Genomic DNA, 13,358 nt, shown 5'->3' with positions numbered 1-13,358 from the left:
GGCGGACGCTGCCGCTCCTACAATTTCAAAATCCCTCTCCATGACTCCATCAACGCGAAGGGGGTGCAACCGCCACCCAAGAACCTCGCCTCTCTTGCGGCATTGGTACTTTAAGCCTTTCAAACCCCTTTTAAAAACCTAACACCTAAAAACCTTAAAACAAAAACCTTAAACAAAAACTGCCTGTGACTTCGTCATGCGGGGAATTTGCCCTAGCAAATTCTAAATAAAAAACCAAGGCTTCGGCAACTGCGCTGCATGGCGCTACGCTGCCGGTTGGTTATCTATGCCTGCGAAACAGAACGCGCCTCACGGGCCACCGCAGCAGACTTCACCTGCTCATGGGCACGGTAAGAGCTGCGCACCAGCGGGCCGGCCTCCACATGGCTGAAGCCGCGCTTCAGGCCCTCTTCCTTCAGCACCGCAAACTCCTCGGGCGGATAGTATTTCTCCACATTCAGATGCTTCGGCGAAGGCTGAAGATATTGTCCTAATGTCAATATATCACAATCTACGGCTCTAAGGTCATCCATCGCCTGCAGAATCTCATCCCACTGCTCACCGACGCCAAGCATAATACTCGATTTGGTCGGAATCTCCGGCTTCATCTCCTTGGCCCGGCGCAGCAGCTCTAGGGAACGGCGGTATTTGGCCCGGGCCCGGACACGGTCTGACATCCGTTCCACAGTCTCAATATTGTGGTTCAGGATATCCGGACGGCTGTTCATCACGGTCTCCAGGCTCTCGCGGTCCCCCAGGAAATCAGGAATCAGCACTTCAATGCTGCATAGAGGAAGGCGCTTACGGATCGCAGACACAGTCTCGGCAAAAATCGCCGCCCCCCCATCCTTCAGATCATCGCGGGCGACGCTTGTAACCACACAATGCTTAAGCTGCATGCCTTCAGCAGCCTCTGCCACACGTTCCGGCTCCAGCAGATCCAGCTCGGTCGGCAGGCCTGTATTCACCGCACAGAAGCGGCAAGCGCGTGTACAGATATCCCCCAGAATCATGAAGGTTGCCGTGCGGTTAGCCCAGCATTCATAAATATTCGGGCAGCGTGCTTCCTCGCATACGGTATGTAACGTCTTAGAGCGCATCATACCCTTGATTTCCTGATATTCCTCACCGGTGGTTAACTTGATTTTGATCCAGTCTGGCTTGGGCTGTTTGGCTGTTCGATTAGTCAAAGTGATGAGACCCCGCTTTCGATCTGAATGTCAATGTCCATTTCTTTCACAGTCAAAAGTTGCTGCCTAATATTATAGCATGCGAAGTAAGGCTTTGCCTGTTTTTGTGAACCTTGGAGCGGTCATGGATAAAAAAAGTCCTTTTGCTTCAATCTAAAGAAAAGCACCTGACGGGTGCCACTTCCGCAATAATGTATGCAACTAATGCGCCCAAACGCAGGAGGATGAGATCATGCTGGCCTTATTAAAGAGCCCCTACACCCGCAGAACCTTAATGTGCATGTCTGCCGCCGCCCTGCTCTGGAGCGGCAGTCCTGCCGAAAGTGCCCAAGCTGCCCGTTATTATCAAATTCCCGAACTGAGCTCAGGCAGTCCTGCTCCTGCTCCCGCAGACAGCAAAGAGACTGCCGCCGCTGACCGCAAGCAGCTCTTTGAGCAGATGGGCGCAGCAACCGGCATTCCCTGGTACCGCTTCGCTGCCATCGACCAGTACGAACGGTCCATTGCCAGGAAGAGCAAAAAAACAGCCGCCGCAGAAAACCCTTCTGCAGCGGCTAAGCCACGGCTTACCGGAATTATAATTCCGGCGCCCGTATGGTCCGGTCCGCTGAACCCGGATCAGGACGACAAGCAGCCGGATTCGATCCGCTTCTTCGGCGGCTTCGGGCTGGATGGCTCGGGGGACGGCATCGCCGATCCCGAGAGCGATGCCGACGTGCTCTACAGCATGGCCCGCCACTTGCTAAAATACGGGGATTCCGCTACGGACTTCAATATCGGGATCTGGGAGTACTACCACAACGGGCGGGCCGCACAGCGCGTCTCCCAGTTCGCCAAGCTATATGAGCATTTTGGACGGCTGGACTTGTCCGGCAGTGCATTTCCGCTGCCGATAGGGACCAATTATGCCTACCGCAGCACCTGGGGAACCGGCCGGAGCTGGGGTGGCGCGCGCATTCACGAAGGCACGGATCTGTTCGCCCCGCATGGCTTGACGGTGCGCAGCACCTGCTTCGGCATCGTTGAGACCAAGGGCTGGAACCGCTACGGCGGATGGCGCATTGGTATCCGCGATATTGAGAACCGCTACCATTATTATGCCCACCTGATGGGGTATGAGAAGTCCCTGCTGCGGGGGGATATTGTCACTCCGGGACAGACCATCGGCTGGGTCGGCAGTTCCGGCTACGGCAGCCCGGGCACACAGGGCAAGTTCCCGCCCCACCTGCATTATGGCATCTACCGTGACCGCGGCATTACGGAATGGGCCTTCGATCCTTACCCGCTGCTCAAGCAATGGGAGAACCAGGAATTCCGGCAGCTGCGGCAAAACAAAAAGAAGAAATAACACCTGCAGGCTGCCCCTCGCAGAGTCCTTTACTCTTTTGCCCGGGACAAAGGTTACAGGTTAGTGCAGCATCAGACAGCCAAACGGCTCGATCTCCACAAGAAGCTTGCTTGAGCTGCGGATGGTCAGTCCGCTTAACAGCTCGGTCAGCACTTTGGTGTCCGAACGGTAGGCAGGCAGCTCCAGATGGTAGCGGTTGGGGGAGTTATTGATAATTAGCCCCATCCGATCCTGCCCGCTGCGCCGGACATACCCAAGGATACCCCGCGTCTCATCTGTGAACCAGGGGCGGAAGGCCCCCCGGCGTAGCACCTCATGCTCTGTTCTCAGCGAGATCAGCCGCTTGTACCAGTCCAGCAGTCCGGTATGCTGTTCCTGCTCCTCCCAGAGCATCGGCCGCCGGCAATGCGGGTCTGTAGCGCCTTCCATTCCAACCTCATCCCCGTAATATATCATCGGCAGGCCTATATAGGTCATCTGAAAAAAGACAGCCAGCCGCATCCGGCTCATCGCCGTAGCTTCCCGGTCCCAACCCCGGCCCCCCTCCTTGCAGGCGGTCAGGAAACGCAGTGTATCGTGGCTGCCCAGCAGCTGGAACATCGCCGAGTTGGCCTGATCATTGTACAAGGCCTCCTGATGCAGCAGTTGCTCCATGAACCGGGCGGGGCCAGCGGTCTGTGCCGCAAAAAACTCCAGCACCGCATCCCGCAGCAGGTAATTCATGCCGCCGTCGAACTGGTCTCCCCGCAGCCAAGGCCCGGAAGCATGCATAATCTCGCCGATCAGCAGCAGGTCCGGGAATTCCGCCTTCAGCTCCCGCCGCAGTCTTGTCCAGAAGGCCGGAGTCACCTCGTTGGCCACATCCAGCCTCCAGCCGTCGATCCCCGCTTCCCGCACCCAATACCTGGCTACGTTCATCATATAATCCGCTACCTCGGGATGATCCATATTCAGCTTAGGCATACTCGTCTCCGCCTTGGCGAAGGTCTCATAGCCGGGAGCCGGCGTAGTACTGACCGGGAAGGAATGGATGAAGAACCAGTCCTTGTAGCGCGAGGCTTCTCCATGCTCCAGGACATCCCGGAAGGCAAAAAAGGTATCGCCGGAATGGTTAAAGACCGCATCCAGCAGAACCTTCATCCCCAGCCGGTGTGCAGTCCCGACCAGCGTCTTCAGATCCTCAAGCGTCCCGAATCCGGGGTCTACCTTATAGTAATCGGAAGTATTGTACTTATGCCCGGAAGGCGATTCAAAGATAGGCGTCATATAAATAGCAGTTACGCCAAGCTCCTGCAAGTATGTAAGCTTGTCAGTAATGCCTTGAAGCGTCCCCTGATGGTAGCTCTCGGGATAAATCTGGTAGACTACAGCATCTGAACTCCAGGCAGGCAGCGCGATGGCGTGCGGGCGGTGAATATAGGCATACTGAAAGGCACCCGCCTGCTCTCTGTTCTCTGAGCTTCCCCGCTCCCCGTACCACATGTATTCGCCTGCCGGATTCCCGATGTGGAACAGATACCGGCATTTGCCAGTCCCGGCCGGAACCAGGGCTTCATGTATGTCATACGCTCCGGCACAGCCGACCCGCTCCATCTCCTGCGGAAGCTCATGACCGGGTGAATCGTAACGGTCAGCGTGGACAACCGTACAGGACAGGGACTGTCCGCTCTGCACGAATAGTCTGAGTTTAAGCAGGCGGGGGCCTGCCGGGAAGGCGAAGGGGTCCTCCGCTGTGTGATATACGAATAACCGGTTAAGCATACTGTATAGTCTCCTTTTATGCCGCATAGAGCAGCTTCAGCAACTGTGTTATTATGACAGGTAGAACAAAGTTCGCCATTAGGGCGCACCATACCGTAAGGACGGGAGGGAAAGCTATGAAAGTTACCATTAAGGATATCGCCCAGGCAGCAGGTGTCGCGAAATCCACTGTATCCAAGGTCATGAACGACTCTCCCAAAATATCCGAGGAAACGAAGGCCCGGGTCCGGGACATCATCAAGCAGATGAACTATACCCCGAGCAGCATCGCCACCGGACTTGCCAGACAGAGCAGCAATACGATAGCTATCCTGATAGATATGTCCAAGGAAAGCGAGTTTCTCAATCAGTTCTTTTATAACATTATCGGCGGGGTGGAAAGCATCATTGGTCCTCTGAAATATGAGCTGACCATTGCCAATATCCAGCATGACCATGCGGAGGGGCACTTCCTGCAAAGGCTGGTGCTGAATAAGCGGGTGGACGGCATTATCGCCAACACCTCGGTGCTGACTCCTGATCTGTGCGCGGAGCTGAACCGGCTTCAGTTCCCCTATATCTCCATCGGTGAGATCAACGCTCCGGGAATCTGGGTCGATTGCGACAATGAGCTGGGCGGATTCATGCTGACCCGGCATCTGCTGGACCAGGGCTACCCGTCTGTGGCCTTCATCGGCGGTGAGAAGGATGAGCCCCTCTTCCTGCGCCGTGCAGCCGGCTACCAGCGGGCACTCGGCGAGGCGGGAATGGCTGTGGATAGCGGCTGGATCATCAATGGCCGGGCGGCCCAGGAGGATGGCTATCAGGCAGCCAAGCAGTTGCTGCAAAGTGCGAATCCCCCCGGCTCCATCGTCTGCATGAGCAACTTTTCTGCTTACGGTGTGCTGCAGGCGGCCCGGGAATTGAATATCTCCATTCCTTCACAGCTGGGCATTGCCACGTTCGATGAATACCCCTTGTCTCCCTACACCACTCCTCCGCTGACTTCACTCGATATGGATACCTTCCAGCTCGGCGCTTCCGCAGGACGGCTATTGATGGACAAACTGGATAACAAAGAAGCTGCCGTGAGCGGACAACTGCTGGAGCCGGAGTTGATTCCCCGGTTATCTTCCAAGCGAAGCGGCGGAGCTGCTGCGGAATAACTAACGAAATAACGGAATAGTAGACTAGCGGGAGGAAGGTACTCATCCCCTTTTAGGGGAAACCGGTTTCCTTAAGCTGAAAATACCACGCCCCCTCCTCAATGTCAATGTATATCATAGACGCAGAGACAGACAGAAGAACCCTTTCCAGCCCTGGAAGGGTTCTTTGCTTACCCGGACTCGCCCGAGCGGCAGATAAACTGGAGCACTTCATCCATCATCGCGGGACTCTCGCCGCTGTGGCAGACCATATGCCCGCTTTGCTCCATAATCAGCACCTGTTTGCGTTCCGAGGGAATCGTCTGCCGGAGATAGTCCGCACTTTTGAATCTCACCAGATGATCCCGCCTGCCCTGTACAATCAAGGTCGGCACCTCCAGCTGCGGATAGACCTCGAAGCTCTCACGAACCAGCCGCTGGAACTCCCGCGTGGCCCTCATGGGTGTAGAACCCCATTTGCTGAGATAATTCCGCAGCATCTCCGGACGGACCAGCGTGCGCAGAATCTCGGCCGGATTGAGCGGATACACCGGGGTAGACAACAAGGTGAGCGACTGAATCCGGGAAGAATACTGAACGGACAGCCGCGACGCAATCAGCGCTCCGGTAGAGAAACCGATCAGATGTACTTTGTCGGAGCTTGAGAATAGCTGCCTGAGCTCCTCCTCAGCGCTTAGCTGCCAGTCTCCCCGGCTTGAATGAAGCAACTCTCTTCTGCCGCCTCCATGCCCATGCAGGGTAAACATTCTGGACACATAACCGCTGCGCTCCAGAAACTGCGCAAGCGGAGAAATCTCGTATTCACCTCCGGTGAAGCCGTGTATAAATAGACAAGTCTCCATGTTTCCTCCTCCCCAATCCTCTAATCCATCCATTTATAGAAAAATAAACCTTAACTATCCTGAAGTCAAGTGGGCACGGCTCTGACGGCTTTTTCGCGATGGTAGCGTTTCAGCGGGAAATAGAGGGATAACGCATAGCGTGAATATACCCACCCTTACAATTTCAAGCTCTACTCTCTGGGAGCTGCTATAGAGATACTACTGAAGCACCTGTCTGCTATCTCTCCCACCAGTTCAGGCTTAAAGCAGATATAATTGTCCCGACTGCCGCGCTTGAGGAGCTTACGCTGATGCTGATGACATTGTTCGGAGGGACGATAATGCTGCCGGTAAAAGCCGGACTGAACACTCCCGGCGCAATCTGAACATTCGCCAGCACAGTGCCCCCGGAAATAGCTGCGGTGGAGGACTGGACCGTCATGGAACTGGCTGCTGGGCTGGCCAGATTATTATTCACCGGAGTCACCGTGGACGGCGAGGATATCGTCCCTCCTTTGACAAGGGTAAAGCTGCCTGAGATCGAGGTCAGCACCGAGGTGCCGCCGATACTGCCGCTGATCCGGGACAGATACAAGGTCCGGCCGCTGCCCGCAGGATTACTGATGCGGACCGAAATGACAGCCGAGAGGAGCGACAGCACGATCGTTGCCGAGTTCGAGGCGTTCGCCGAGAATAAGACGGCTGCCTGCGAAGCGCTGATCTCCGGCGGGGCGCTGATGTCCGGTGCACGGAAGGTGTTCGTCATTTCCACATAGACCGGCTGGTCATTGTCATTGATTACATAGTTATTGGGCATGGTTCATCCTCTCCCCTTCCACTCTAGAATTCCCACCAGCTGATATTTCCCGTTGCCGCAGTACTCCCGGATGCAATCGTTACCGATAGCGTGAGCGAGTTGCCGGGAGGCAGAATAAGCCTGCCGTCCATATTAAGGATGACCGGACCTAGGGCCAGCAGCATTGACATTAATGTCGCCGGAGAACCTGTAGGCGCAGCCGTTGCGGTCCGGGCAGTACTGACGCTAGTGACCGAACTCCCGAAGTTATAGTTAACCGGAGTAACAGTAGAGCCCCCCACCGTCGCATTACGCAGTAGTGTTAAAGTGACCGACGCTGTGCCCGTGCTTGCGATAATGCGGGAGATATATAAGGTACGTCCGCTGCCGCCGGGATTAGCTACCTGCATGACAAGCGGGGTGGAAGTACCCACCGTGGAGGCAAACGGAATTCCAAACAATAAACCTGACATCGCGGCTCCCGCTTCAGGCAGAGTATCAATCCCGGGTGCAATATAGGTGTTAACCTGCTCGGTATACAGCGGCTGGCTGTTCTGGTTAAATACAGTCTCATTCGGCATATTCTCACTCCTTCTGTCGGTCTAGCATATTTTCATAGTATGCGGGGCTGTCCGGCAGGTTGTTTGGCGGCTGCGTATTTTTGCAGAGTTAACCCAGTCATTCTCTTAAAAAGCTCCATATCCTAATATCACACCATTCGAATGGTTCCTGCCTAGCTACACGTTCCTCCCTCTATGAACCGGCAGCCTATACATGCTTAAGGACCCAGACGACGGTTTGGGTCTTTTCATGAGCAGGCTGACGGCAGAAATTGCCCACAGAAAGGATGACTCATGTTGCCAAATTTCAGTTCATTTCAGGCTAATCCGGACAATCTGCGCACACTTATTTTCGGCCGGGACCCTTCAACTCTGATCGACCGCCCGCTCACCACCGATGCCAGCGGGAACCTGACCACCGTCATCTTGAACGGCACGATCTCTAGCATACTTGGCACGACTATTACTGCTGGTACATTAACATCGGCCGGTACAATCACGAACATCCTTGCTGGTACGATTACTAGTGTGCTTGGTGCGACTATCACTGCCGGTACTCTATCATCCGCTGGTACAGTGACGAACCTGCTAGACGGTACCATTACTAGCGTGCTTGGCGCGACTATCACTGCCGGTACATTAACATCTGCTGGTACAGTGACTAACCTGCTAGACGGTACGATTACTAGTGTGCTTGGCGCGACTATCACTGCCGGTACATTAACATCTGCTGGTACAGTGACTAACCTGCTAGACGGTACGATTACTAGTGTGCTTGGCGCGACTATCACCGCCGGTACATTAACATCTGCTGGTACAGTGACCAACCTGCTAGACGGTACGATTACTAGTGTGCTTGGTGCAACTATCACTGCTGGTACTCTATCATCCGCTGGTACAGTGACCAACCTGCTAGACGGTACGATTACTAGCGTGCTTGGTGCAACTATCACTGCTGGTACTCTATCATCCGCTGGTACTGTGACGAACCTGCTAGACGGTACGATTACTAGTGTGCTTGGCGCGACTATCACTGCCGGTACATTAACATCTGCTGGTACAGTGACTAACCTGCTAGACGGTACGATTACTAGTGTGCTTGGCGCGACTATCACTGCCGGTACATTAACATCTGCTGGTACAGTGACTAACCTGCTAGACGGTACGATTACTAGTGTGCTTGGCGCGACTATCACCGCCGGTACATTAACATCTGCTGGTACAGTGACCAACCTGCTAGACGGTACGATTACTAGCGTGCTTGGTGCAACTATCACTGCTGGTACTCTATCATCCGCTGGTACTGTGACGAACCTGCTAGACGGTACGATTACTAGTGTGCTTGGTGCGACTATCACTGCCGGTACTCTATCATCCGCTGGTACAGTGACTAACCTGCTAGACGGTACGATTACTAGTGTGCTTGGTGCGACTATCACTGCTGGTACGCTGAGCAGCGTAACCTCTATCTCTCAGCGCAGCTTCGTTGAGCTGCCTACAACGGCAATTGCCACTTCGGATACCTATACACCGCTGCCTGCCAACAATACCAGTGTCCTTGGGACCTACTCCTACTTCATTGTGAACACCGGAGCCAATCCGGTGAATACACGGGTCGAGATCAGTGCAGACGGAACCAACTATTTCGTCGATACGACTGGAGACAACCCGCTGGCAGCAGGCTCTGTAGACGTAATTGTGCCTGCCCGCTTCCTGAAATACACCCGACTCTCTTATCAATCCGCGACGCCGGGTGCAGCTTCTACGCTTAATGTTATTTTTGATGCACAAGGAACGTAAGCCTAGTTTCCGTCATACGATGCAGAAGCCAAGAGTGCATGGGTACCCATGTACTCTTTCCTGTGCGGTATTCCGCATCTACATAAGACGGCAGCGCTTATACATGCTTATTTTTGCAGAATACCCGGAGGAACTAAGGCCCGCGAAGGAGGAACAATCTTGAATCTATCTGCCAAACCTACACTCGGAGTGCAGCTCATTGTCAACAATGAAGCCGAGCTGCTCCCCCGTTGTCTAGCCAGCTTGCAGGGCGCTGATGAAATCATCGTTGTCGATACCGGCTCAACCGACCCGTCCGTGGAGATCGCCCGCAGATACGGGGCAACGGTCATCGAAGCCCAGTGGAACTATCATTTCTCAGAAGCAAGAAATACCGGTCTCTCTCATGCAACGAGCAATTGGATATTGGTCTTGGATGCGGATGAAATCCTTCAGACCTCCATAGAGTCAATCAAGGAGATTCTCAAGGACAGCACAGCCGAAGCCTACACGGTACGCATAGAGAACCTGCTGGGTAACAGGCCCGAAGATCGTCTGTATCACCATCCTGTGCGGCTGTTCCGGGGTGGGCGGGGCTATCTTTTCAGCGGAAGAATTCATGAAAGTGTTGAGTCCTCTATTCTTACAAAATATGGGTCCGCCGCCATCGGGGCCAGTCCAATAGAGATTCTTCACTTCGGCTACCTGCCCCCGGTCATGAGCGCCAAGCATAAAATCAGCCGCAACGGGCAACTGCTGCGTCTTGCGCTTGCAGAAGAGCCTGACGATGTGTTCACCCGTTATAATCTGGCGGTCAACTGCTGTCAGGACGGACGGCTGGAGGAAGCCGGAGAACTGCTGCGCCAGAGTCTTATCCTCGCTCCGCTTCAGGCCTCTTACCGTCCCTCGATCGTTCGTGATCTGTGTACAATGGATCTGGAGAGCGGTCATGTAAAAGCGGTCGACAGCCTGCTAACCCGTGAGCTGACACGTTATGGAGATTATCCCGACCTGCATTACATGCAGGGCCAGTCCTGGGAGAGCCAAGGATTCTATGAACGCGCCGTCCAGTCTTACCAGCACGCCATAGATACCTCGTCTGCCCCGGCTCCGCGCAGAGCATACGTCACTGAACAGGGCATGGACAGCTTCCGCCCGCTGCACCGGATGGGGGCCATTTTCCAGCAGCTCGGGAAGCAGAAGGAAGCCGCGCAGCTGTACCATCGTGCGCTACAGCAGCACTCCCTGTATCTCCCCGCTCTGGAGGGGATCGCCTCTGCTTTTCAGGAGCTGGAGGTGCCGGATGGAGAGATTGCCGCACTCTTGATACAGCTAACCGGTACAGCGCAGCGTGCTGCAAGAACTGCAATTATCGGAACATTGTATCGGCTGGACGCTTATACGGCGATTGCAGAGCTGCCGCCCGCCGTCTGCCCGCTGGAAGAGGACACCTTGCTGTTCCTGCTGTCTTCCTGGATCATTACCGGAAAATATCATATGTTCAGGAAGACCGCCGCCCAGCTGCGGGCTAACCCCACCCAGCTGTCACCCGAAGGCCTAAATGCGGAGACTATACGGCAGCTCTGCCTGCTTGAGGCCGTCTTAACCTGGGAGCTGGGCGGGAAGCTGCAGGAGGAGCTGTGGCTGCAAACACCTGTGGAATTGCGTTCCGCAATGCTTGAGATCGAGAAGGAGTTGTCTCTTGATTCGTCTGAGCCGCAGGCAAAAACCGCTCCCTCCGGGGACTCCCAACTGCTGGCCGAGGTCATAAGGCTCGCTGTAAAGCACCAGTTCATCGCACTGGGCAAGCGGCTGGTTGAACGGTACCCGGCACATACACGCACTCTGGCAGAGGCACTTTATGAGGAAGGCTGGCGTGCAGAGGCGGGGGAACTATTCATCAACCTTGCAGGCAGCAAGGAAGCTACAGGCGCAACCCTGCGGTATCTCGGAGAGCTGCTCATAGATAAAGGACATTATGCGGAGGCTGCGGGCTGGTACCGGCTTGCCTTGGGGGAATCCCCTGCAGACGATGCCGTCAGCACCGGACTGGCGCTCTGTTATCTGTATCTGGCAGAGCAGCGGCTCGCAGAAGCTGTAGAACGTCTCCAGGCGGCGGGACAGCAGGCTCAGGGTCCGCTTCAGGAGGACAGGGCAGCGGTTGCCCAATCCATCGCGGTGCTGCGCTGCACCCCCTGGCATACGAAGTGGAATTACACCCAGCGGCAGAGAGGAGCGGATCTGAGCTTATGACCACGAAACCACAGCAACCGCTGATTTCCTTGTGCATGATCGTCAAAAATGAAGCCGACAACCTGGCCCGCTGTCTCCGGAGTGTGCGCGGGACTGTGGATGAAATCATCATTGTGGACACCGGTTCAACCGATGCCACCCGCCAGATTGCCCGCAGCTTCGGTGCCCGGATTATCAATTACCCGTGGAACGGGGATTTTGCCGCCGCACGCAACGCCGGTCTGGCCCTGGCGCAGGGCACCTGGATTCTGGTGCTGGATGCAGACGAAGAGCTGGAGCCGGGCAGCCGGGAGGAGCTGCTGGTGTGCGCGAAGCATACGGAGTATGAGGCTTTTTTTGTGCGGATTCATAATCATCAGGGGACGGAGCGCGCTTCGCAGACACTTACGGTCAACCCGATCCTCCGGATGTTCAAGAACCGCCCGAATTATCGCTTCAGCGGCATTATTCATGAGCAGATTGCGGCTGTCATTGTGCAGGAGACCCCAGATGCCACGATGCATATGGGCACCGTCATTGTCCATCACTACGGCTATGCCGACGGGGTCGTGGAGCGGAAAGACAAAATCAGCCGTAATCTCGGATTGCTGAAGCAGCAGCTGGAGGAGAGTCCCGGAGATGCTTTTCAGCATTTCAATCTGGCGGTTGAATATATGCGGCTGGGCGATTACGGGCAGGCGCTGGAGCATATCGGCACCTCGCTGAACCTGGCCAAGCCGGGTACCAGCTATGTTCACCTGCTCTATAAATACAAAGTCCGCTGCCTGGCGGTAACCGGTGATTACCCGGGGGCGCTGGAGGCCTGCGGGCAGGGAAGCACGCTTTTCCCGGATTACTCCGATCTTCACCACCTCAAAGGTGCGCTGCTGCTACAGGTGTCTGCCTTAGCCGAAGCCAAGACCGCGCTGTGCCGGGCACTGGAGATTGGAGCCTCCCCTCCCCTCTACCATACGGAATCCGGGTTAGGCACCTATCTCACCCACACGCTGCTGGGGCAGGTCTGCCAGCAGATCGGCGAAGCGCATGAAGCGGCAGCCTGCTTCACCAGAGCAGCCCAGCTCCAGCCGGACCCCTGGCCGCTGATCCCGCGGCTCACGCGCCTGTTCAAATGCACGGGCCGCGAGCCAGAGCTCCACGGCTGGCTGGCCGGGCAGCTGCCCGGCATCCTGACAGAGCAGCGTCAGGATCTATTGCGCCTGCTGGTATCGGATGGCTGCTATACAGCGGCGGCTGATATGCTTGGGGGCGGGATCGCCGGTGCGGGTGAGATGGACGGTACGGTGCAGAGTGCGGGAGTGATGGAAGCGCCGGTGCGGGATGCGGGAGCCTTAGATGATGCAGGGCCGGAGGTGCCGCCTACCGCTGATTTGTTGGAGCTGTTGCAGCGGGCGGAAGCAGCTTCCGCAGCGGAGCTGGGCTACGATGATATTACCGGGCTGCTTAATCATCCTGCAGTTGTCCTAGCAGACCGGAACACCTCACTCCCCTTATCTGCTATTGCTGCGGCTGTGCGGCCCTGGATTCTTTTGGCTGACAAGGTTCTGGCTGGACTCGCAACCTCAGCCCTATATTCACCGGCGGCTGCGGCAGCCCGTCTCACACTACCACTTCCCAGACCAGCCGATTAGAATGTCATCAGATGACCGTACATTTAAACATCCGCCGGTTCTTCCTTCTCCCCTTTTTGGGCAGATTTAGTTGTACA

10 protein-coding genes are annotated in these 13,358 nt (G+C 55.6%); 5 read left to right on the top strand and 5 right to left on the bottom strand.

The features are described 5' to 3' along the window. Positions 1 to 284 precede the first annotated feature (284 nt). Positions 285 to 1,190 (bottom strand): lipoyl synthase, encoded by a 906-nt coding sequence (gene lipA / locus NST04_RS09540; protein ID WP_341184050.1) that lies wholly within the window; start codon positions 1,188 to 1,190, stop codon positions 285 to 287. 232 nt (positions 1,191 to 1,422) lie between these two features. Here lipA and NST04_RS09535 point away from each other — a divergent pair, with 232 nt between their 5' ends. Next, on the top strand, positions 1,423 to 2,538 hold the full coding sequence (locus NST04_RS09535; RefSeq protein ID WP_341184049.1) for a M23 family metallopeptidase: 1,116 nt from the start codon (positions 1,423 to 1,425) through the stop codon (positions 2,536 to 2,538). Between the two features lie 60 nt (positions 2,539 to 2,598). Here the strand turns inward: NST04_RS09535 and NST04_RS09530 are convergent, their stop codons facing one another. Further along, positions 2,599 to 4,299 (bottom strand): alpha amylase N-terminal ig-like domain-containing protein, encoded by a 1,701-nt coding sequence (locus tag NST04_RS09530; protein ID WP_341184048.1) that lies wholly within the window; start codon positions 4,297 to 4,299, stop codon positions 2,599 to 2,601. Between the two features lie 116 nt (positions 4,300 to 4,415). On the opposite strand from NST04_RS09530, the gene NST04_RS09525 reads away from it, so the two are divergent. Then, entirely contained in the window at positions 4,416 to 5,444 is a 1,029-nt protein-coding gene (locus NST04_RS09525) for a LacI family DNA-binding transcriptional regulator (RefSeq protein WP_341184047.1), read from the top strand. Between the two features lie 170 nt (positions 5,445 to 5,614). Here the strand turns inward: NST04_RS09525 and NST04_RS09520 are convergent, their stop codons facing one another. From NST04_RS09520 to NST04_RS09510, 3 genes are all read right to left on the bottom strand, one after another. Continuing rightward, positions 5,615 to 6,286: an alpha/beta hydrolase gene (locus NST04_RS09520; RefSeq protein WP_341184046.1), complete on the bottom strand. Its 672-nt coding sequence runs from the start codon at positions 6,284 to 6,286 to the stop codon at positions 5,615 to 5,617. 217 nt (positions 6,287 to 6,503) lie between these two features. Then, positions 6,504 to 7,082, bottom strand: a complete 579-nt coding sequence (locus NST04_RS09515; RefSeq protein WP_341184045.1) for a hypothetical protein — start codon at positions 7,080 to 7,082, stop codon at positions 6,504 to 6,506. 23 nt (positions 7,083 to 7,105) lie between these two features. After that, a complete protein-coding gene (locus NST04_RS09510; protein WP_076161517.1) occupies positions 7,106 to 7,642 on the bottom strand; it encodes a hypothetical protein in 537 nt (178 codons plus the stop codon). Positions 7,643 to 7,918: 276 nt separating this feature from the next. On the opposite strand from NST04_RS09510, the gene NST04_RS09505 reads away from it, so the two are divergent. The 3 genes from NST04_RS09505 (at position 7,919) to NST04_RS09495 (ending at position 13,281) form a co-directional block, all read left to right on the top strand. Continuing rightward, positions 7,919 to 9,421, top strand: coding sequence for a DUF6385 domain-containing protein (locus NST04_RS09505; protein WP_341184044.1), 1,503 nt, complete (start codon positions 7,919 to 7,921; stop codon positions 9,419 to 9,421). Positions 9,422 to 9,580: 159 nt separating this feature from the next. Further along, positions 9,581 to 11,653, top strand: a complete 2,073-nt coding sequence (locus tag NST04_RS09500; RefSeq protein ID WP_341184043.1) for a glycosyltransferase family 2 protein — start codon at positions 9,581 to 9,583, stop codon at positions 11,651 to 11,653. After that, positions 11,650 to 13,281 (top strand): tetratricopeptide repeat-containing glycosyltransferase family 2 protein, encoded by a 1,632-nt coding sequence (locus tag NST04_RS09495; RefSeq protein ID WP_341184042.1) that lies wholly within the window; start codon positions 11,650 to 11,652, stop codon positions 13,279 to 13,281. Before NST04_RS09500 ends, NST04_RS09495 begins: the two co-directional genes overlap by 4 nt. Positions 13,282 to 13,358 lie beyond the last annotated feature (77 nt).

Source organism: Paenibacillus sp. FSL H7-0756 (assembly GCF_038006765.1).
Taxonomy (GTDB): domain Bacteria; phylum Bacillota; class Bacilli; order Paenibacillales; family Paenibacillaceae; genus Paenibacillus_AQ.
This window is presented reverse-complemented; position numbering and strand designations above follow the sequence as displayed.